Here is a 22513-nt window from a genome sequence, read left to right as displayed (position 1 = left end):
AAAAAAACCGCCATTAATGGCGGTTTTGGTTATTGGAATGCGGAAATTGAATTCCACATTTTAAACATTCGGCAACGTGGAAATGCTGGGTTTGATATTCAGTGAAGTGATGTTTGCATAGCAGTTGCTTAAAAGTATTGAACAGCATCATTGACTCCCAATTCAGGTTCGTCTCTCGACGGAAAAAATGTTGGTAGCTTAGTCTTTCCCAATGTCCGTAAGTACATAGCAAATTTAGGAAAACTATTACTTACTGCTGCGGTTATGAGGCACTCACAGCTTACCCTGTATTCAATAAATACTTATAGCATCGTCATGTTTTGAACGAATACCCATTGATCATAGTGCGAATAAAAAATATGTCAAATTTCAGGTATTTATTTAATTTTTTCATTCAAGTAATTTACAAGTCAATTCAAATTTATGATTAAAATTAAGACAAAAAATGGCTAAGTAATAATAGATTTGATGAATACTACGGCTGATTTGTCTATACTCGGTGACACCAAAAAAGGCGGATAATGAGGATGTCTAGTGACCCAGTACGATATTGATTTGGAACTCAGCGACCAAGAAATGCATCTTTATAGCCGCCAAATATTGCTGGATGGGTGGGATATTGAAGCACAGGAAAAACTCAAACTTGCCAATGTCTTGATTGTCGGTTGCGGAGGAATTGGATGTACAACCGCGGAACTTCTGGCCCGTGCGGGTGTGGGGAAAATCACCTTAATTGATGCTGATACGATTGAGATAAGTAATCTACAGCGCCAAATAGCCTATGTAGAAGAAAATATTGGTTTCTATAAATCCGAAATACTGGCTAAACGCTTAAAACAGATTAATACACATATTCTTATTGAATCTCAAACCGTAAAACTGGATGAAAGTAATGCAGAACAACTTATTTCAAATCAAGACTTGGTTTTAGATGGCTGCGACAATTTCACAACACGTTACCACGTCAATCAAACCTGCAAGCAATTTAATGTGCCTTTAATCAGTGCTTCTGCCATTGGTTTTCAGGGACAACTGTTTATGGTTGAAGGGGAATCGGCTTGTTATGAATGTCTATTTCCCAAAGAACAGCATGTCAGTGAAAACCTACGCTGTGCAGACTCAGGTGTATTAGCGACCACGCCTAATGTCATGGCAAGCTTGCAGGCGCATCACGCATTGCTATATTTAGGTTTGGGTAAAACGCCGCTTAAGCAAAAACTGATGCTGTGGGATGGATTAAGCATGAAACAACGCTTGCTTGCTTTCGAAAAAGATACAGATTGTCCAATCTGTCAGGCAAGATAGACCTGCAAACGAATATTTTTTTGCTACACTCACTACAATTTAATTCTAAGCTGACATTATGAAAAACAATATCTGGTTAGATGGACTGCGTTCGGTTGCCCGTGTGGGTGAAACAGCTGTCATTGCAGCAAAAGCAGGCATTAAATACGCCACAGAAAAACCAAGTAACGCAAAACTGATGCGTGAAACTTTTGAATCCTTAGGTTCAACCTATATTAAGCTTGGGCAGTTTATTGCCAGTACGCCTTCATTGTTTCCACGTGAATATGTTGAAGAATTTCAAGGCTGTTTAGATCAAACCCCATCTTTGCCATTTAGCTATGTTCAGGGTGTTTTGGCCTCTGAATTTTCAGGCCGAAATCTAGATGAAATATTCGCTTCAATTGAGGAAAAACCTTTAGCTTCAGCCTCTATTGCACAAGTTCATGCAGCTAGACTTGTAACAGGCGAAGATGTGGTCATTAAAGTGCAAAAGCCAGGTGTAGAAACTATTCTATATACCGACTTAAACGTCTTGCACTGGGCCACTAAAGTTTTAGAAAAAGTGGTACCAAAAGTTAAATTTGCATCACTTGCCGATATTGTCGATGAAATTAAAACCCGTATGGTGCGTGAAGTCGACTTTATTGAAGAAGCACAAAATCTTGATGATTTCGTTAACTATTTGAATGTGACTCAAAATTCAAAAGCCGCAGCACCAAAAGTTTATCACCAATATTCAACCCGTCGTGTACTCACCATGCAGCGTTTTTATGGTGTGCCTTTGACTGATTTTGATGTGGTCAAAAGAGTATCTAAAGATCCGTCTCAGGTTTTAATTACCGCCATGAATACCTGGTTTGGTAGCTTGATGATGTGTAAAAGTTTCCATGCCGATTTGCATGCAGGCAATCTGATGCTGCTTGAAGATGGTCGTGTCGGTTTTATTGATTTTGGTATTGTCGGTCAGCTTAATCCTGAAGTATGGACTGCATCGATTGCATTTATGGATGCGCTGCAAAAAACTGATTACAACCTGATGGCAGAAAACATGCTGAAAATGGGCATGACTGACAAGAAAATTGATACACAAGTTTTGGCCGATGATCTTGAACGGTTATTTAGTGGTGTATTAATGGCTGATCCTCAACAAATATTAAGCTCAAATCCCGCAGATTTAAACGATATTATGATGGATATGGTTGGAGTCGGTGAGCGTCACGGCATTCGCTTCCCGCGTGACTTTGCCTTGCTGTTTAAACAAATGCTGTATTTCGATCGCTTTATGCGCATCCTCGCGCCATATACCGATATTTATGCAGACCAGCGTTTGCAAATGGTGCAAACTCTTGATCCAAAGGTGTTGTTAAAACACTAAGTTATTATTGAGCAAATCTCCTTAAATCCCTCTTTATCAAAGAGGGAATTTTCTTTTTTAAAGGAATATTCAGGAGATTCAAAAATTAAATTCAGTAAAGGATAAAAACATGGATGCAATTATCATTGAAGGTTTAAAGGTTGAGACAGTGGTGGGATGTTTCAATTGGGAACGTCAAATCATTCAGCCTTTGATGCTTGATATGACCATCCAGACCAGTTTGGAACAGGCCTCTCATTCTGATGAACTGGAACATACGCTGAATTATGCGGAAATTTGCGAAATTTCTGCCACGGTTATCCAAAAAGCACAGCCAAAATTGATTGAACATGCAGCAAAGCTTGTTCTCAATGCGCTTTTTACTACCTTTCCCGCGGTTGAATCGATTATGATTACGATCCGTAAGCCTGCCATTATCGCGCAAGCAAATTCTGTAGGAATTCGTCTTGAACGCCACCGAAACGATATTCGCCTTAGCTCTGGCGAGTAATTGTCATCCTGAACACCATTTTAAGCAGGTATTTGCCCAGATTGCTGAAATTGGACAGGTTCAACTCTCTGAAATTTACTTAATTCCATGTCGCGATGGCGTGGGTGCAGACTACTGGAATGCTGCGTGTTTACTCAAAACTAAAATCAGCTTAGATGAAATGACAGCTATCCTCAAAAAAATGGAAGATGATTCAGGCCGTGTACGGCCATCACATCAAATTTCTTTAGATGTCGATCTGATTGCATGGGGAGAAGACTTGTCTCGTATGCAATTTAATCCGAAGAAATTACCGCTGGCAACTGATGTCAAAATTCCGATGCTGGATATTTGGCAGAGTGTCGAGTTTCAACATGAGCAACATCAGTTTCCAATTGTGCATTGGGTAGATTAAAGCTTACTAAGTTCATCAGATAATGAATTATATTTTTTGAAATAGCCTAAGCAAATTATGACTTTAATCTAGAAGTATTATACGAATTGGCTTTAACAACAAAAACTATAGAAATAGGTGAGTGTTGATAAACTCTGACGGATTAAAATTGTAAAAAATAATCAAATCTTAAGCAGAGAAGGTGATAGATCATTTAAAAGCCTGATCTTTGCAGACTAGGCTCTTTAATCATAGTCAAGCACAGGAGGTTAAATGAATACTAAGAGCAGTTAAAAAATTATTATTTTTCATGTGTTTATATTATTTAAACTAAGCTAAAAAACTGTAAAAAGCCCGCTTGGAAACAAGTCAGCTTTTTTTATCACAAATGCTATATTCCTCCAATAAAAATGATTAATATTTAACCGAGTTAATGCTTTGTTGGGTGTTATCAATTCATCAACTGCTCAAATTATCCCCAATTTTTATGGATAAAAAGGGGGCAGTGTTTAGCCTAGCTCGTACGTATTTGCTTATGCTAATTCAGGATCTTTATGTCTATACGAGATATTAGGATTTTTTTGATAGGGACATAGAGAACAGGATGTTCCAGACAATAAAAAGAATAAAAAATAACATAAGGAATGTGCGGTACGACAGGAGTTATACCTAAGCAGCAAATACGAAAAAGCCCAACAGGAAGTTGGGCTTTTTTTATAAATGCTGTTAATTATTCATAATTTAAAATACACATTTTTATAAAATAATTTACATATATTCAGTGACTTGATTTTAAAATAGGCAGGGAAATTATTTTATTTTGCTGATGAAATATATATGCTTAAAAAAGCTACCAAGTTTGTCTTGGCAATCAATAATAACATGGTGAAGATAGTAAAATTATTATCAAACATATTACGAAATGATGAACTGGAACGATCTCATCCAACACTATGGTTATTTTGCCATTTTTATAGGTAGCTTTTTTGAAGGTGAAACTGTTCTTATGCTGGGAGCTTATGCGGTACATCAGCATATCTTTAATTTCTGGTGGTTAATTATTGTGGCCATGTTGGGGGGCTTTTTGGGTGACCAACTCTATTACCACATCGGCAAACACTATGGCATTGAATTTATTAGAAAGAGACCAAAATTGGCGCAAAAGTTTGAGCAATCAAGTCGGTTTATTGAAGATTATCCTGTATTAACTATTTTTCTGATGCGGTTTGCTTGGGGCTTGCGTACAATTTTACCCATTTCAATTGGGATCAAAGGCTATCCTGTGTTGAAATACATGCTGGTCAATATTGCTGCCTGTTTTATGTGGGCATTTGTAATTGTGAGTGTTGGTTTGCAAGTGAGTCATTGGTTACATGTGTTCTGGCAGAAAAACTTACCCTATCATCACGATTTTTATATTGTCGCTAGTGTTATTGCGTGTATTTTGATAGTACGTGGTGCTTACAGCATTTGTACTTATTACCGCAAAAAATAATTTAAACAAATCCAGTGCAAGAAACTTAGAAAAAAAGCATAAAAAGCCCGCAATCATGCGGGCGTTCAATCACTCAAGACCAGTTAAATATAGTAACTGGTCTTGGTCATCAACTTGGAAATGCCGGTCATGGCAATACGTACCGGTGCAGGTAAATCAACACCGCCAGCATTCAATGCTGTATCTCTATGATGCAACTCATCTTCATTCATTTGTACCAGAATTTTACGTGAACGCTCATCTTGCTCCGGCAACTGCTTGATATGGTCTTCTAAATGCAGACTGACTTGACGTTCAGTTTCGGCTACGAAACCTAGGCTGTATTTATCGCCGGCAATTCCTGCAATAGCACCCATACCAAAGGACAGACCGTACCAGACCGGATTGAGTAAACTCGTATGGCTATCCAGTTCTTTTAAACGGTCTTCACACCAAGCCAAATGATCTTGTTCTTCAATCGCGGCCTGTTCCATTTCATGGCGTACATTGGGTAGTTTTGCAGTAAGAGCCTGACCATGATAAAGGGCTTGTGCACATACTTCACCGCTATGATTCACCCGCATTAAGCCTGCAACATGACGTGCTTCACTGACACCAAGTTGAGTTTCTACAGTATTGCCAGGATTTTCACGATGTGCAGAGGTCGTTCCGGGAACCAGACTGCGAAGCGCCTGGTCAAACGAATGAATAAATTTGTCTATACCGGTATATTCACGCATAAAATTAATCCTCTGAAACGTCTTTTTGCTGTGCTGCAAGCATAGGCTTAAGCCTAAACAGGAGCCATGTAGTGAAAATTGCGCTTAGAATAGCAGTAATGCTGAAAAGTATTTTAATATCAATCTTGAATATACTTAAGATGATAATCGAAAATATAGCCGAGGATACCATGAATACTGCGTTTAAAATGTTGTTCGCCGCTACTACACGTGCACGATGTGAGCGTGGAGAAAAGGCTTGCATCATGGCGTATAAAGGTACGATATAAAAACCGCCACTAATCCCGAGTAATGTCACAGCCAGCATGACATGATAATAGCTCCAGCCTTGACTAAAGACCTCTTTTAAACCTAGCATTTCACCGCTACGTTCAGGCACAAAGGCTAAACTTGCTGCCAAATAAAAAGCAAAAACTGTTAGTCCAATGGCGCCAATGGGGACCATCTTCAAATTTACCTCTGTACCGCCAATTTTGCGGCACAATAATGAACCGGCACCAATCCCGACAGAGAAGAATGTTAAAAGCAGACTGACTACATTTTCAGAGGCATGCAGGTTTTGTTGAGTTAACTGGGGAATCTGGGTCAGATAGGTTGCCCCGTAAAACCAATACCAAGAATTACCTAATAAAATCATAAAAATAATGGGTAGGCTTTTGGCATATTTTAATGTCTGAAAACTGGTTCTGAAAAAGTTCCAGTCAATTTTAATATCGGGGGAAGTGACATTTTGCTGTAAAACAAAACGACTTGAGAGATAGCCTAGAACAGCAATAGTGACCACAGTCAGGCTAATCCAGAACAGGTTGCCATCTGATACAGAAATCACGGCACCGCCTAAAATCATACCCATTAAAATAGCCATGGATGTGCCAGACTGGAACAAGGCATTTCCGGACATGAGTTCATTGGGTTTTAAAATTTCAGGTAAAATGGCATATTTGATTGGACCGAAGAAGGTTGAATGTACACCCATTAAAAATAAAGCAGTTAATAATAGCCATAAATGCCCCAGTAAAAAGCCAGCAGAACCAATCAGCATAATGACAATTTCGAGTATTTTAATAGCTCGTACCAGTTGTGAGCGTTCATATTTATCCGCAATCTGTCCGGCTGTGGCAGAGAAAATAAAATAGGGTAAAATAAACAATAAGGCTGCGAGATTATTTAGGGTGCTGACACTGGCGCTTTGTTGATTGATCAAACCATAGGTAATGACCAGTAACAGGGATTGTTTATAGACATTGTCATTCAGTGCACCGAAAAATTGAGTGACAAACATTGGTAAAAATCGACGTGTAGCTAACAGATGTTCATTTTTTTCCATGGTTTATGGGCTTCATTAAGTTTTATTAAGAAATGTGAGCATTTGGTAAAATACTATAAAAAATCATGTATTATATTTTCAACCTATACTTTTGTGAAAATTCCAATAGATTTGTGCTTGTTCGAAAGCCGATTTTGGTGATTTCCATTATAAATATTATATTAGTTTAGAGTTCTTTATGCTTTCAAAACTGAATTTTAAAAAGTCGACTCTTACACTAAGTGTCAGCTCTTTCATAAAGTGGGATGACCAACATAAACAATTTTGTTTTAGTCTCTTTTTAATATTACTTGCTCAACAAAGTTTTGCACAAGTAACAGAACCTAATTCAATGGTCACTCAACCAGAATTTCTACAACAACTCAAGAGTGAAGCTGTTAAGCAAGGAATGGATAGTCCTGAAGAAATAGAAAAAATTGAAAAATTTCAGGAAAACAAAACTGAGCTGGATAGTTTGCAAATGCTGCAACAACAAGAACAGGCTGGACAAACTTTAGAAGAGTTTAAGCCGATTGAATTTGAAGATTTAGAAGAACTTCCCATTGCCCCCGTCAGCCAAACCATGGCAGACGAAATTTTTCGTGAGGCTGAAAACGCGAAAAATCAGGCACAGCAATATCGTGCTGGACAAGTTGGTGAAGTGGTAGTTTCCGACGCGACTCAACAAGAACTGGTAGAAATTAATCAAGCACCAGTGAATGTTGATCAATTGATGTCGAGCATTCAAGACGATAGCAAAATTGTGGTTGAAGCCAATGAAGCGGGAATAACTTTACCTGAGTTAGCGGTTGCAGATGAAGTCAAAGAACCGAATTTATTTAAGCGTTGGCTCTATAAGATACGACCATCAAGTCAATTGAATACTGCAAAAGTTGCACGCATTAGTGCGGATGTCGTCTTTACATCAGCTGAAAACCCAAGTGAGGTTTCAGGTAAAGCTTATACTCAAGCCTTGGAAAATTTAAAAGATAATCTTAAGGGTAAGCTTTCCAGTTTTACCCAAGAATCCTTTAGTGATTTTCCTTCAGCACTGCCACAATTAAGAACTATGTCAAATCAGGCAGCTCAAGCAGTCGGTTTTTATAATGCCAAATTTAAATTTGAGAAACTGAGTGAGAATCGGGTTCGGGTAAATGTCACCCCTAATTCACCTGTGCTGATTCAAGAACAAAATGTAGAATTTAGTGGTGCAGGTGAACAACAAGCGCAGTTCCAGGTGATCAGCGTACTACCCGATCAAGATGTCGGTGATATTTTAAATCATGGTTTATATGAACAAACCAAAACACGTATTAATGATGCCGCGGTCAACAATGGTTATTTTGACAGTTACTGGCGTTTGCATGATGTAAAAGTTGCTCAGCCGCAAAATACCGCAGATATCAATTTACGTTATGAAACAGGTGATCGCTATAAACTAGGACCTGTAGAATTTCGGATGAGTGATCCATCGAAACCATTTCCAATCGATATGGATGTGTTGCAAAGTATGGTGTCGTGGGAAGATGGCGCTGATTATACTTTTTGGCGGGTTAACGGCTTGGCGAACAACTTGACCAACTCGCGTTATTTTAACTACACCTTAGTTGATGCAGTGAAACCGGATCCGATTGAAAAACCGCTGGAGCTTCCACCTGACATTCAAGCTTTGGTAGATCAGCAAAAAATATCGGAAAATCAAGCCAGTGTTCAGGATAAAAAACAGACTGTTTCTGCAAAAGAAGTGACTCAATCGGTTGTGGATGAAACACAATTTGCGGGTAAGACCGGTACAGAAGCTAATCAAAATCTGTATCGAACACAAGTAGAACAAGAAACCAAACAGTCTGAAGAAGAACGTTTAAAAGCTCAAGCGCGTGAAGAAAAGAAAATTCCAGTCATCGTGACCTTAAACGCAGACCGTTTAAACAGTGCCGAAGTGGGTGCCGGTTATGGTAGCGATACCGGTGCACGTATTCGTGGTCAGTATCGCCGTGCCATTGTAAACCGCCGTGGCCATTCATTTGATGCCAACTTGGAATTATCCAAAATTCGCCAGTCGATTGACGGCCGTTATAATATTCCTTATCACCATCCATTAAATGACTATATTAGTCTGGTGGGCGGTTATGAGCGTGAAGAACGGGAAGATGTTGCCCAAGGTAATGGATTGATGATTGAATCTGCAGTTGCGGGTGTGGATCGAATTATTAAAAGACCGCGCGGAAACTGGCAACATACGTTTGGTATGCGTTATCGGTTAGATCGTATTACTCAAGATGGTGTGCTAGATTCTGAAGAAATTCCTGATGCATTTTTAGCCAACACCAATGAGCAGCAACAATCCTTACTATTTGGTTATGAGGTTTCTCGTACCACCAGTGATAAACGTGTCAATCCAGGCAAAGGTTTTAAACAGACTTATAAAGTAGAACTCGGCAGTGAAAGTTTACTGTCTGATGCAGATATGGCCATTGTGAATGCGGGTTGGCGCTTTATCTATTCATTGGGGGAAAACGATAACCATCAGTTTGTAGGACGTGGTGACGTCGGTTATATCTTTGCACAAGATTTTACCAAAGTTCCTTATAACCTGCGTTATTTTACAGGTGGTGACCAAACTGTTCGCGGTTTTGATTATAAAAGTTTATCACCAGAAGAAAATGGATTTAAACTGGGTGGCCAAGCTTTAGCGGTAGGTTCTTTAGAGTATAACTATCAATTTAAAGAAGGCTGGCGTGCAGCTGTATTTAGTGACGTGGGGAATGCATACGACAAAGATTTTAATACGCCTACAGCATATAGTGTCGGTTTAGGGGTTCGTTGGGCATCGCCAATTGGTCCAATTCGTATAGATGTGGCTTCAGGCATTTCTGATGATGATCATCCGATCCGTATCCATTTCTTTATTGGTTCACAATTATAAATTTTAACTTTTAGAGAGCATTATGGCTGAAGTAGAACAGCAACCAGAGACAGAAACCAATCGACCCAAAAAACGTCGCATTTTAAGGAGTGTGTTATTCACACTCCTTATAGTATTGGTTCTGCTTATTGCTTCCTTCGCTGTGATGTTTACTACGGATAAAGGCAGTAAATTTTTACTGGATCGAGTATTGGAGCGCCAACAGATTATTCATTATGAATATGAAGGAGGTAATCTGTTAAACGGTATTATTCTAAAAAATATCCTGATCACTTTAAAACCTGTGGATGTCAAAATTGATCGTGCCGATGTGACTTTGGGCTGGCGCGCCATCTTGAAGAAAGAAATTCATTTGAATCGTGCCGATGTACGTAATCTACAAATTATCACTAAAAACCCACCCAGTGATGAACCGTTTAAATTTAGTGAAATCCATCTGCCTTTTGTTTTGCGTTTGGACACGGCAGATGTTGATCATCTACTGATTAAAACGGCAACCAGCAGCGTGAAATTCAGCGATGTTCATCTAAATAATGCACTCTGGTCAGGTACAGAACTCAAGTTTGAAGATTCGCGCATGGATATGGGCTATCTGTCAGTAAAAAATGCCACAGGAGATATGAAGTTTGAAGGAAAGTATCCTTTAAATGCTGTTGGTGATCTGAATATACCTTCCTTAAATAAAAGCTTGAATATTCATGATATTAAAGTGGTGGCTCGAGGTACTTTAGATTCGATCCAGGCGGGCGTGGCAACCAATACACCGGATTTGTTAACCGGTTGGGTGGTGCTTCATCCTGTACGTAAACATGTACCGATGTTTGGCGAGTTGCAGTTCAAACAATATCACTGGCCATTAATGACTGAACAAAAGCTGTTTAGTAAAGACGGTGTGGCGAAATTTAATGGTGATATTGAGCGTTTAAATATCGATGTTGCGACGGATTTGAGTGGTAAAAATATTCCACAAGGTCAGTATAACGGTAGCATGCATACCGATTTAGTTCATCAGCTCGATATTAGTAATTTAAATGGCCAGCTCATGAATGGGGCTGTGAATGTAGCCGGCGTGGTGAGCTGGAAAGATCAGGTGACTTGGGATATGAATGGTCGTCTGGACAAAATTAATCCTAAAGACAAACTGATTCCTCAAGTTGTCCAAGATTTTTTACCGCCAAGTCTGAATGGTAAAATTGCCTCTAAAGGCAGTTTAGACAAAGGTATGCATTTAACCGCATTGGTTGATTTTGACCGGTATGAAACCTGGAATCTCAAACTCGATCAAGCCGAGCAAAAAGGCAAAAAGCCCAATCCGATGCTACTTGATGTTGCGTGGAAAAATATTGACCGCGCCGTACCTTATGTAGGCTGGTTAAGCAGTAAATCAGGTGATGTCCAAATGGCCTTGGTGGAAGGCAGTCAAGATATTCATGTCGCAACGGCTGTGACTAAACATGATAAAGGCATATTGCCTGAAGGGTTCTACAAGGCGAAACTCAATCTTAAAAATAATAATTTAAATGTACCAAGCTTCAGCTATGCAGCAGGTAAAGGCAGCATAAGCGGAAGTGGAAAAGTGGAGTTGCCGAGTGAAAAGCGCCAATTAAAATGGAATGCTACCATTAATGCCAAAGATTTTAATCCACAAACTGTAGTCGATGCTGCACCGGTAAACTTACTCAATGGACAAATCAAAGCTACTGGTTTTGCCAAGCCAAATCAGCAAATTATTCAGTTAAATGGAATTAATTTAACGGGCCGTCTTGCACAGCAAAATAACAATGAAACTATCCGCTTAACCGGGCGTAGTACGGTGGCCCTGATTTTCAACAATGAAAAGTCAGGCGGTGGTTTTAAAAGTTTTGCTGTGAATTATGATGGTGCACTAAATGCAAGTCATATTCAGGCAAGTAAAGGCTTACTCAAGTTTAAAGTTTCAGGTACACCTGAACTGATCAAAATTGCTGAATTGCAGCATGCAGGTATTGCAGGGAAAATTTTTGCCAGTGGTTTGGTCAATCTTAAAAATGGCATTGGCTGGAACGTAAATGCATCCCTGGTTAGATTTAAGCCGCATTATTTTGTCTCATCTGTACGCGGTGAACTATCTGGTAATGTGAAAACTGAAGGTGTTTGGTCGGATACACTAAAACGCATTAATATCGAAAAATTGAATTTGGCCGGTATCATTAATAATAAACCTGTTCGTGGAACAGGGAATTTAGCAATGGTGATTGATTCAAATCAAAAAGGATTCTTGCCCAAACAGTTTGAAGCTAATAATTTGTATTTGTCCTATGCAAAAAACCAGCTTCAAGCAACAGGCAATGCACAAAACTTGAGATTAAAAATTAATGCACCTGCCTTGTATGAAATTTATAGTGGGCTTCGTGGTCGTGTGTATGGCTATTTAAATGTGCAATCTCAACCACGCTTGCGCGCTACGGCAAATCTGGCAGTAGATGATTTTGGTTTTAATAATTTATTCAGTGTTAAAAAATTACGTGTACAGGGTGAGTTACCAACCTCGGAACTTACGCCAACGCTCATGACTGCCAAAATGGAAAGTCTGCGTAGTGGTTCGCGTGAGATTCAACAAGGTGAAATTTCACTGGCAGGCACGCGTAAAGCCCATATATTGAAAGTTCAGGCCGAGAACAGAATTTCCAAATTTTATGTGCAATTGGCAGGTGGTTTTAATGCACAGAATGATTGGCTGGGACAAATTCAGAAAGGTGATTTTGACTCTTTGCGTGCACGTTTAGTGCAGCGTCAAAATGCCTCGGTTATTTACAGTACTGCAAAATCTGAATTATTTGTCGGTGCCCATTGCTGGTCCAGTCAGCAAAGCCAATTGTGTTTCGATCAACCGATTCGTGTCAGTAAAACCAAAGGTAATGTGTCCTTTGTTACCCAAAATGTCGATTTAAATGACTTCGCCGCATTTATGCCTGAAGGTCTGGCCATTACCGGTAAAGTCAATGGATACGCAAAAGCTGCATGGGCACAAGGTGTCAAACCGAAAATTGATGCAAGACTGGTAACACGCAATGGCGTGATTGGCTTGGCAGCAGAAGATCCCCAAGATATTGGTTCGACATTAAGCTATAACGAAATTGGCTTAATTGCGAAAAGTGTATCCGAAGGTCTACAAGTTCGTTTAGATGTTAAAACCCCTGAAATTGGTACAGGTTATGCCAATGTGATTATTGATCCTTATAAAGCCAACAAACCCATGCGCGGTGAAGTGGCTTTTGACCAAGTCCAACTTAAAGTCTTTAAACCCTTTATCCAGGATATTCGGTCACTTGCTGGGACATTGTCATTTGCCGGGAAAATATCGGGAACCCTCACTCAGCCATTATTCAATGGTGAGATGCGCCTGAAAGATGGTGCCATCAGTATGATTTCATTGCCGGTGAATTTAAACAATATTCAGGTGTATTCATCAATTCGACAAGATCATGCCAGTATTAATGGCGCATTTAATAGTGGTCAAGGTGTAGGGGCATTAACGGGTAATATAGATTGGAAAAATGATCCGCGTATTCAATTGTATTTAAAAGGTGAAAATCTACTGATTCGTCAAGCACCGTTAATTACGGCAGTAGTCACTCCAGATTTAACTTTAGATGTCTTGCCATTCCAGAAAAAGTTAAGCTTAAATGGTAAGGTTGAAGTTCCGCGTGCCTTAATTTCTCTGCCTGAAGCTTCAGCGCCGGTGATCAATGTATCGTCTGATGTACGTATTGTTCATGAAGGGCAAGATCAGCTCGCGATATTGAGAGCAGCTCGCCCATGGGATATTCGTGCAGATGTTATGGTAAATCTAGGCAATCAAGTGATTTTCCAAGGTTTTGATAGTCGTATTCCACTACTCGGACGTTTATATTTATCACAACGCGGGCTTGAAACAGCAATGCGTGCCAATGGTGCAATTGGGGTGAGTCAAAAGGTAAAAATTGAAGCTTATGGGCAAAGTCTGGATTTGAATCGTGCGATTGCCCGTTTTAATGGACCTTTATATAACCCAACCTTAGATGTTGATGCCAATAAAAGTATACAAGGAAATATTGTGGGAGTGCGGGTTACCGGAACGGCAACTAGCCCAAATATTCAGGTCTATAACGATGCCGGTTTATCTGAACAGGAAGCTTTAAACGCCATTATTACCGGTCGCATTAATGAAGGTACCAGTGGTATAAGTCAGTCAGAAGGCTTTAAGTCAGATGTAAACAATACCATTGCTGCTGCAGGAATTAGTATGGGCTTGGGCGGTACACGTGCCTTAACCAATCAAATCGGTCGTACCTTTGGCTTGAGTGGTTTAGCACTTGATGCACAAGGAACAGGTGATGATACCCAAGTCAGTGTGACGGGTTATATTACCCCAGACTTGTTTATTCGTTATGGTGTAGGTGTGTTTACACCCGTTAATAAATTGACCTTGCGTTATCAAATGAACAAGCGATTGTATTTAGAAGCGAGCCAATCCTTAGAGCGAGCAATAGATGTATTCTACAATTGGAGATTCTAAATTTATGAAAAATATAGTTTTTTAATTTATTTTATTTGTTTTAAGATAGCTGAAAAGTTGTTCACCTATACCGATGAGCAGCTTTTCATTTTATCTAAGTATTAAGAATTATAAAAACAGGGCATTATCTAATTTTTTAGATTTTATAAAACTAAGAGTAGTAGCAAGAATCATTAAAATTCTAGTGTGTAGAAAAAAGTGATCTAAATAGATCTCTGCTGTGAAACCGACCAAGCCAGTTAATAAAAAACATATGAATAAAACTAGGCAGCATATATCCCCCATACCAATTCATACACAATATAATTGAGGTGGTTGACTGGGGTAAATTATAAAAGTTAAATTAAAAATACGTCTTATTTGATGATTAAATATACTATTTGTAAATACTATTAGCGTAAGATTTAAATATGAAAGTTGCAATGAGGGGGGTAAAAATTCAAAAGGAGAGACTTGAAAATAAAGCTCTTATTTATTATAGGAAAAATATTTTTATAAAGTCCAGATATGAAAAAGCGAGAGTGGACTCTCGCTTTTTACTCTTAAACTATCTTACTAATGTAAGAATAATTTTAGAATTATAGTGCTACGATGTTTACAGCATTCGGGCCTTTTTGACCTTGAGTAATGCTGAATTCAACTTGTTGGCCTTCAGCCAAAGTTTTGAAACCAGAGTTAGCGATTTCGCTGAAATGAGCAAAAACGTCAGGACCGTTTTCTTGTTGAATAAAACCGAAACCTTTAGTTTCGTTGAACCACTTAACAGTACCTTTAACAGTATTAGACATAATACAATCCTATAAACTTTAATATTTGTTGGCTTAATAAAAAACCGGATGTTAACTTGAAAATATGAATGGAACTTTAAATCTGAAAAACGAAGGATTATGACTAAAACTGCGAAATACAAAAAGATTTACCAGAACAAAACTATTTTTCTAGTTGAGATAAAGAATACAGGCATATTTAAGAATGTGCAAGCTAATATTTAATAATTGATGCTTTTTATAGGTGTTGCATGTGTAACTAAATAATTATTTATTTTAAATCAGTAGTTTATACTATAATTTGGTTAATTTTTTTAAGTTAAAATTATAAATAGACTCTATTGCATGAATGTAAACTGCTTTATTTAAACCTTATTTGAAAAAAATGACTTAAATTTTCTAGATTGGCCATCTTGAGCATAAAAAAATACCCACATAACGACTTTAAGCAATCCTTATTATAGTTTCATGTGTTTTATGATTTTGAATTTAGGGCTTAAACAGGGCAATGACTGCCTAAATGCGTTATTTTTCAATTGAAATGGAATAAAGTTTGCTTTGTTATGATTTAGGGCGTATAAAGCTAACTCGTTGATGCGGGATGGAGCAGTCTGGTAGCTCGTCGGGCTCATAACCCGAAGGTCGTTGGTTCAAATCCAGCTCCCGCTACCAACGAAAGAATAAAAGAGTTTATAGCCTAATCTACACAGATTAGGCTTTTTTTATGCTCTTTATTTGAGTTTAAAATTTGATTTTTCCTATATAAGCGATGAGTTATTTCGTATTTTCCTTAACTTTGATTATGATAGAGCCAACAGGAGAAGGTTCATGAACAAGTTATTCACTTTAATGGTGTTGGTTGCTTTGGTCGGTTGTGCTGAAAAAAAACCGTTAACTGCTGAAGAGCAGTGGAAAGGCTATTGTAAAAGTGTGGGAAATGCTGCAAATACAATTATGTATGACCGTCAAAATGCAATTGATAAAGCAGCCGCATTAGAACATGCCAGTAAAATTGAAGATGCAACGACAAAAACATTCATCTTGGATATTATTGAACAAGTGTATGCGTTTCCATTAGCTGAAATTACTGCAGAGCCTGAAGCAAGCCGTAATCAATTCAAGCAAAAAATCATAGAAAAATGTCTCGCGACTCCGCACGATAAAATGCCAGATTACAAACCGTTCTAAGGAACGGTTTTTTTATATTGGCAGTTATTTAAATTTCTAAAAATAGCCTAAGGATGGGCGGCATAAATTGTGACATTTGAATAAATCATAAATATAGAAAAGCTTATATAAATAGTGAATAATCAAAATAACTACAAAAAAAACTCTAAGGAGCGCTATATGGACGTTGTGGGTTATCTACATAATGCAGACTTGCTCTTAGAAGATGAACAGGGTGCTGTCGTGATGAGCGGAAGTCATTACGTACTCAGTTTGGGCGATAAAGTCTATCTTCAGCATATAATTGATCAAGAAACGAAGCTTTATCAGGTTCATATTTCATTTGCCAGCGCAGACCATGCTATGCTGCATGAAGATGAAATTCAGGTTAAATTTGAAGGTTGTCGCGATGATTTACGTGAATATATGAATGCAACAACAGTCCACTAAGGTTGAATGTTTTTCTTTTTAAGAAAAGGGCAACATATAGGTTGCCTTTTTTATGTATGAGTTTCAGTCAAAAGTTAATTATTATCATCTTTAAAGGTGTACATTGGGGTGAACCTGCTGATTCATTGATCAATATGGGCATCATTTATTTAGAAAATAATGGGCATCACGAAGAAACACTGGTAGCGCATTAACTTTTAACTGGAATTTTAGTAAAATTTAGCAGTCCATATTATTTGTGAAGCTTTATACAAGCTGGAATTCACAGGTAATTTTTTAAAAAAGAGGAATAACACCGTGCTAGAAGCTTACCGCCAACACGTTGCAGAACGTGCCGCACTCGGAGTCCCACCGAAGCCACTTGATGATGTTCAAACAGCTGACTTGGTTGAGCTATTAAAAAATCCACCCGCTGGTGAAGAAGCATTTTTAGTTGATTTACTAGAAAACCGTGTTCCTGCGGGGGTTGACCAAGCTGCTTATGTTAAAGCTGCTTTCTTGGCTGCTTTAGCAAAAGGTGAAGCAAATTCTCCATTAATTTCTAAAGAACGTGCTGTTTACTTACTAGGTACTATGCTTGGTGGTTATAACGTAGCGCCTTTAGTTGCTCTTCTTGATGATGCTGAACTTTCTGAGCTTGCTGCGGAAGCGTTGAAAAAAACACTTCTAGTATTTGATGCGTTCCATGACGTAGCTGATAAAGCGAAAGCGGGTAATGTAAATGCACAAGCTGTTATGCAGTCTTGGGCTGATGCTGAATGGTTCACTACGCGTCCAGACGTTCCATCTGAAATTAAATTGACAGTTTTCAAAGTAACTGGCGAAACAAATACAGATGACTTGTCTCCAGCTCAAGACGCTTGGAGCCGTCCAGACATCCCATTGCACGCAAATGCGATGTTGAAAAACGTACGTGATGGCATCAACCCAGAAGTTCCTGGTGAAGTAGGCCCACTGAATCAAATTAAAGAACTTATCGCGAAAGGCAACCAAGTTGCTTACGTAGGTGACGTTGTTGGTACGGGTTCAAGCCGTAAGTCTGCAACTAACTCTGTACTTTGGTTCTTCGGCGATGACATTCCGCACATTCCGAACAAAAAAGACGGTGGTTACTGCCTAGGTTCTAAAATCGCTCCAATCTTCTTCAACACGATGGAAGATGCTGGTGCGTTACCGATCGAGATCGATGTTGGCAACATGAACATGGGCGATGAAATCGTTCTTAAAATTGATCATGCTGCTGCGAAAGTAACTGCGTTCAAAGATGGCGCGCAAATCGCTGAAGCTGATCTTAAAACGCCTGTACTTCTAGACGAAGCTCGTGCTGGCGGTCGTATTAACCTGATCGTTGGTCGTGGTTTGACAACTAAGGCTCGTGAAGCTTTAGGTCTTCCTGTATCTACTTTGTTCCGTGTTCCAGTTCAACCTGCTGCAACTGGCAAAGGTTTCACTCAAGCACAGAAAATGGTTGGTCGCGCTTGTGGTCTTCCTGAAGGTCAAGGTGTACTTCCAGGTACTTACTGTGAACCACGCATGACGACTGTAGGTTCGCAAGATACTACAGGTCCTATGACTCGTGACGAATTGAAAGACTTGGCTTGCCTTGGTTTCTCTGCTGACCTTGTGATGCAATCGTTCTGTCATACTGCTGCGTATCCAAAACCAATTGACGTTCAAATGCAACACTCGCTTCCTGATTTCATCATGAACCGCGGTGGTGTGTCTTTACGCCCAGGTGACGGTATTATTCACTCTTGGTTAAACCGTATGCTTCTTCCGGATACAGTTGGTACTGGTGGTGACTCGCATACTCGTTTCCCAATTGGTATTTCATTCCCAGCGGGTTCTGGTCTTGTAGCATTTGCTGCAGCAACTGGTGTTATGCCACTTGATATGCCTGAATCTGTTCTTGTTAAGTTCAAAGGTAAAATGCAGCCTGGTATCACTCTACGTGACCTTGTACATGCAATTCCTTATGTTGCGATTCAGCAAGGTGACTTAACTGTAGAGAAGAAAGGTAAGAAAAACATCTTCTCTGGTCGTATCCTTGAGATCGACTTAACAGAAATGGAAAATGACTTAACGGTTGAGCAAGCATTCGAACTTTCTGATGCTTCTGCTGAGCGTTCAGCTGCTGGTTGTTCTATCACTCTTTCTGAAGAGAAAGTTGCTGAATACCTGAAATCAAACATTACGATGTTGAAATGGATGATTTCTGAAGGTTATGGCGATGCGCGTACAATGGCTCGTCGTGTTGAAAACATGGAAAAATGGTTAGCGAACCCCTCACTTCTTAAAGCTGATGCTGACGCTGAATACACTAAAGTGTATGAAATTGACCTAGCAACAATTACTGAACCAGTTCTTTGCTGTCCAAACGATCCAGATGATGCGAAATTGTTGTCTGACGTTCAAGGCGTGAAAATTGACGAAGTATTCGTTGGTTCATGTATGACGAATATCGGTCACTTCCGTGCAACTGGTAAGTTACTTGAGAAAGTTCCTGGTGGCGTACTTTCAACTCGTCTGTGGATTGCTCCGCCTACGCGTATGGACGAACGTCAATTGATGGAAGAAGGTTTCTACAACATCTATGGTAAAGCTGGCGCGCGTACTGAAATGCCAGGTTGTTCATTGTGTATGGGTAACCAAGCACGTGTAGCTCCGAACACTACTTGTGTTTCGACTTCTACTCGTAACTTCCCGAACCGTTTAGGTCAAGGTGCTAACGTTTATTTAGCTTCTGCTGAACTTGCATCTGTTGCTGCTGTACTTGGTAAATTACCAAGCCCAGAAGAATACCAACAATATGCAGCTCAAATTGACAGCATGTCAGCTGACATCTATCAATACTTAAGCTTCGACAAAATGAGCGACTACACAGACGCTGCTGCGAATGTTGATACTAAGAAAATTGCTGCTGCTCAATTAACCTAAGTTGTTGTAAAACAATTTAAATTGAGTTAGAAATAAGGGCTGATTATTCAGCCCTTATTTTTTATTTATGTTGTTTTTCTATCAGATAATAATTAGAATTAATTTAATATACTTATTTGTTTTAAAAGAAAAAATGGCTAAACCTAGAATTTTTATTAGTTCAACTTATTATGATTTAAGAAATATCCGTTCAGATCTTGAACGTTATATTAAAGAAAGAAATTATGATCCAATTCTTAATGAAAGAGGACATATTGCCTATTCAAACTTATCAAGACTAGAAGATTATTGTTATAAAGAAATTGATAATTGTGACATATTGATTTCGATTATAGGTGGGAGGTTCGGTTCTTCAGCTTTTGAAAGTGGTGGTTATTCAATATCACAAAAAGAACTAAAATAGCTTTAGAAAAAGGGAAGCAAATATATATTTTTGTTGAAAAAGCAGTTTTACATGAATATAAAACTTATGAGCATAATAAAGATAATGAAGAAGTAATAAAAATAATGAAATTTTCTGCTGTAAACGATATAGGTATATATAAATTTTTAGATGAGGTTTTCGCCTTACCAATTAATAATCAATATACAGGATTTGAAACTTCAAATGATATTATTATTTATCTTCAGGAGCAGTGGGCAAGTCTATTTTAAAGTTTATTAAGTGATGTTTCAAAACAAAAAGATTTTAAGCTTATAGAAGAACTAAAAGACACAGCTAAAACTTTAAAACAACTAGTCACTTATCTTACTAATGAGAAATCAAAAGGGAATGAGGCGATAAGTGAAATATTATTTTCCAATCATCCTGTATTTAATGCTATCAAAAAAGCAATAAATACGAATATTAGAGTTTATTTTACAAATGAAGAAGAGCTGAATGCACTTTTGAGCGCTTTTGGTTATCATTTTGAGCTATTTGCAGGAGATAAGGAATTCCAAGTTTGGGAGAATAAAGATGGGGAAAAAACAAAAATTGCAAATAGCTTATTTTCTGAAGACAAAAAATTAAAACCAATAGATATTAATGATTGGGATAAAAATATGGTGCAAGCTATATTAAAACCAACTGATTTGGATGATGACTTACCGTTTTAGAAAATTTTATAAATATTTAAGATTTTTTGAAAGTCATGTGTTGCTCTGCTTTACACTTCACCCAATAAATTGTTTAATCCCCCCATTGTAAAATGATTAAAAAGTTGATGTAACAATGGCAAAACAATCCCGATTCCTCTGTATTGGTGGTTTCCTAAATGGAACTCAAGTCAAAGACCAAGGCGATAGCTTTGTCTGTGTCGAAAAGTCAAAAAATGTGACTTACGTTAAGAAAGAAATCTTCCATCAAGAGGCGTGGAATCATGACTACTATGTGTGTGAAACAACCACAGATAAAGAAGCTCGAAACTGGGTGTATGACATCAAATCTAACTAATTGTTTATTCAGTAAATATATCTTTAAAAACTATTATTAACGCGATTAGGATTTAAAAGATCATCGTATTTTTTGGTTAACCATCCATTTAAGATTCTTGCATCTAGAAAAGGGTTGGTATTGTTATCAGCCTATTTTTAATGTCTGTTGTAAAACATTCAGACATTAAAAAACCCCATGGTTAGGGGTTAGTCGTATACAGGTCAAGCCCATATACTGTAAGAGGCTCATCTCAAACTAAGTGTATTAGAACACAGCAGCCTTCAAATAACTATCTATATCTTATTTAAACTACAAGTTGTTGTTCAATCACCCGCCATAAGTTTTGATGCGATTTTTTAAATATCAACATATGACCAATGGCTTTATGCTCATAGTTTTTAGGCTTGAGTTCGATCATCCGGGTATTTGCATTCGGGTATAAACGCAGTAAATCTTTCACGTTTGCAAACGTGGCAATCTCATCGTCTGAAGACCAAAGCACGGTGATGGGACAATTAATTTCAGCGTGATAATCTTCAAATACGGTTTTACCCATCGCATTCATGACATAACCCGGTTTGCTACAAAATTGCGCCCATTGTTTAGCCACATCTTTAGGCAAGTTTTCACCCATACCTATGGCTTGGGTTGGACCATAGCCTTTGGTAATACGCGCCAGTGGGAAAATAACATTGAACATGACAGGGGCAAGCAATTTGGTTTTGCCTTTTAGACCCTTCACATGTCCGGTCGAGCCTGAAACTGCAATGACTTTGGCAACTTTTTGATAATTTGACACAATGCCTAAAAGCTGCCCGCCTGCACTATGACCCAATAAAATGACCTGTTCCGCTTGTGTCTTGCATAACAAGGTGTCTATTGCTGCAGGAATATCCAGTTGTCCCCAATCGACAATACTCGCCTCAGACTTACTTAAAGGGCCGTGTAGGGAGCGACCAATACCACGGAAATCAAAACTTAAAACATCATAACCTTGCATAGCCAACCATTCTGCAAAAGCCTGGTAGAAATGTTGGGTAATGCCAGTCGCAGGGCAAATTAAAACAGGATAATTATTTTGACTTGGATTTTGATTTGGGTAAAAACGTCCACTGAGAGAATATCCATCTTTGCAGCTGATTTCTAATGTTTCAAAAACACTCATATGGAGAACATTCTATAAATTTATCTTATTAATACTGTACCCAAGTTCCAAAAAGAAACTTGCGCAAATGATGACTTTAAAGTCAGAATAGCATTATAAAAA

The 22513-nt window shown here is 38.4% G+C and carries 18 protein-coding genes and 1 tRNA gene; 15 read left to right on the top strand and 4 right to left on the bottom strand.

Translation table 11 applies throughout. The features are described 5' to 3' along the window. The first annotated feature begins 576 nt into the window (after nucleotides 1–576). The 5 genes from E0H80_RS08300 (at nucleotide 577) to E0H80_RS08280 (ending at nucleotide 5020) form a co-directional block, all read left to right on the top strand. Nucleotides 577–1305, top strand: coding sequence for a HesA/MoeB/ThiF family protein (locus E0H80_RS08300; RefSeq protein ID WP_131364849.1), 729 nt, complete (start codon nucleotides 577–579; stop codon nucleotides 1303–1305). A gap of 58 nt (nucleotides 1306–1363) precedes the next feature. Then, nucleotides 1364–2662 (top strand): ABC1 kinase family protein, encoded by a 1299-nt coding sequence (locus E0H80_RS08295; protein WP_131364833.1) that lies wholly within the window; start codon nucleotides 1364–1366, stop codon nucleotides 2660–2662. Between the two features lie 109 nt (nucleotides 2663–2771). After that, a complete protein-coding gene (gene folB, locus E0H80_RS08290; protein WP_067866959.1) occupies nucleotides 2772–3152 on the top strand; it encodes a dihydroneopterin aldolase in 381 nt (126 codons plus the stop codon). Next, on the top strand, nucleotides 3109–3546 hold the full coding sequence (locus tag E0H80_RS08285) for a 2-amino-4-hydroxy-6-hydroxymethyldihydropteridine diphosphokinase (RefSeq protein ID WP_131364831.1): 438 nt from the start codon (nucleotides 3109–3111) through the stop codon (nucleotides 3544–3546). The genes folB and E0H80_RS08285 overlap by 44 nt, the downstream gene beginning before the upstream one ends. Before the next feature lie 901 nt (nucleotides 3547–4447). Continuing rightward, on the top strand, nucleotides 4448–5020 hold the full coding sequence (locus E0H80_RS08280; protein WP_131364829.1) for a DedA family protein: 573 nt from the start codon (nucleotides 4448–4450) through the stop codon (nucleotides 5018–5020). Between the two features lie 83 nt (nucleotides 5021–5103). Here the strand turns inward: E0H80_RS08280 and coq7 are convergent, their stop codons facing one another. Both coq7 and E0H80_RS08270 read right to left on the bottom strand, forming a co-directional pair. Continuing rightward, nucleotides 5104–5739 carry a 2-polyprenyl-3-methyl-6-methoxy-1,4-benzoquinone monooxygenase gene (gene coq7 / locus E0H80_RS08275; protein ID WP_067866965.1) on the bottom strand — a complete coding sequence of 212 codons (636 nt, stop codon included), beginning with the start codon at nucleotides 5737–5739 and terminating at the stop codon, nucleotides 5104–5106. Nucleotides 5740–5743: 4 nt separating this feature from the next. Then, complete coding sequence (locus E0H80_RS08270) at nucleotides 5744–7066, bottom strand: MFS transporter (RefSeq protein ID WP_131364826.1); 1323 nt, start codon at nucleotides 7064–7066, stop codon at nucleotides 5744–5746. Between the two features lie 178 nt (nucleotides 7067–7244). Here E0H80_RS08270 and E0H80_RS08265 point away from each other — a divergent pair, with 178 nt between their 5' ends. Both E0H80_RS08265 and E0H80_RS08260 read left to right on the top strand, forming a co-directional pair. Continuing rightward, nucleotides 7245–9971: an autotransporter assembly complex protein TamA gene (locus E0H80_RS08265; protein WP_131364824.1), complete on the top strand. Its 2727-nt coding sequence runs from the start codon at nucleotides 7245–7247 to the stop codon at nucleotides 9969–9971. A gap of 22 nt (nucleotides 9972–9993) precedes the next feature. Next, the gene (locus tag E0H80_RS08260; protein ID WP_131364822.1) at nucleotides 9994–14508 is read left to right on the top strand and encodes a translocation/assembly module TamB domain-containing protein; all 4515 of its coding nucleotides are present in this window, start codon (nucleotides 9994–9996) and stop codon (nucleotides 14506–14508) included. Between the two features lie 578 nt (nucleotides 14509–15086). Here the strand turns inward: E0H80_RS08260 and E0H80_RS08255 are convergent. Next, the gene (locus E0H80_RS08255) at nucleotides 15087–15296 is read right to left on the bottom strand and encodes a cold-shock protein (protein ID WP_053577989.1); all 210 of its coding nucleotides are present in this window, start codon (nucleotides 15294–15296) and stop codon (nucleotides 15087–15089) included. 574 nt (nucleotides 15297–15870) lie between these two features. Here E0H80_RS08255 and E0H80_RS08250 point away from each other — a divergent pair. The 8 genes from E0H80_RS08250 (at nucleotide 15871) to E0H80_RS08225 (ending at nucleotide 21264) form a co-directional block, all read left to right on the top strand. Beyond that, nucleotides 15871–15947: transfer RNA gene (locus E0H80_RS08250), tRNA-Met, on the top strand. Between the two features lie 156 nt (nucleotides 15948–16103). Then, nucleotides 16104–16463, top strand: coding sequence for a hypothetical protein (locus E0H80_RS08245; RefSeq protein ID WP_131364820.1), 360 nt, complete (start codon nucleotides 16104–16106; stop codon nucleotides 16461–16463). Nucleotides 16464–16622: 159 nt separating this feature from the next. Continuing rightward, a complete protein-coding gene (locus E0H80_RS08240; RefSeq protein ID WP_131364818.1) occupies nucleotides 16623–16892 on the top strand; it encodes a hypothetical protein in 270 nt (89 codons plus the stop codon). Nucleotides 16893–16948: 56 nt separating this feature from the next. Continuing rightward, nucleotides 16949–17086 carry a hypothetical protein gene (locus tag E0H80_RS16630; protein WP_165494297.1) on the top strand — a complete coding sequence of 46 codons (138 nt, stop codon included), beginning with the start codon at nucleotides 16949–16951 and terminating at the stop codon, nucleotides 17084–17086. A gap of 103 nt (nucleotides 17087–17189) precedes the next feature. Next, complete coding sequence (locus tag E0H80_RS08235; protein WP_131364816.1) at nucleotides 17190–19829, top strand: bifunctional aconitate hydratase 2/2-methylisocitrate dehydratase; 2640 nt, start codon at nucleotides 17190–17192, stop codon at nucleotides 19827–19829. A gap of 133 nt (nucleotides 19830–19962) precedes the next feature. Further along, nucleotides 19963–20232, top strand: a complete 270-nt coding sequence (locus tag E0H80_RS16845) for a DUF4062 domain-containing protein (protein WP_228259970.1) — start codon at nucleotides 19963–19965, stop codon at nucleotides 20230–20232. Nucleotides 20233–20717: 485 nt separating this feature from the next. Then, nucleotides 20718–20927, top strand: coding sequence for a hypothetical protein (locus tag E0H80_RS16840; protein ID WP_228259969.1), 210 nt, complete (start codon nucleotides 20718–20720; stop codon nucleotides 20925–20927). A 115-nt stretch (nucleotides 20928–21042) separates the two neighbouring features. Continuing rightward, nucleotides 21043–21264 (top strand): hypothetical protein, encoded by a 222-nt coding sequence (locus tag E0H80_RS08225; protein ID WP_067866982.1) that lies wholly within the window; start codon nucleotides 21043–21045, stop codon nucleotides 21262–21264. A 286-nt stretch (nucleotides 21265–21550) separates the two neighbouring features. Here the strand turns inward: E0H80_RS08225 and E0H80_RS08220 are convergent, their stop codons facing one another. After that, a complete protein-coding gene (locus tag E0H80_RS08220) occupies nucleotides 21551–22411 on the bottom strand; it encodes an alpha/beta fold hydrolase (protein WP_131364814.1) in 861 nt (286 codons plus the stop codon). Between the last annotated feature and the right edge of the window lie 102 nt (nucleotides 22412–22513).

It is taken from the genome of Acinetobacter sp. ANC 4779 (genome assembly GCF_004331055.1).
In the GTDB taxonomy this organism is placed as follows: domain Bacteria; phylum Pseudomonadota; class Gammaproteobacteria; order Pseudomonadales; family Moraxellaceae; genus Acinetobacter.
The sequence above is the reverse complement of the archived record's forward strand: the minus strand, read 5'-3'. Positions and strand labels throughout refer to the sequence as shown.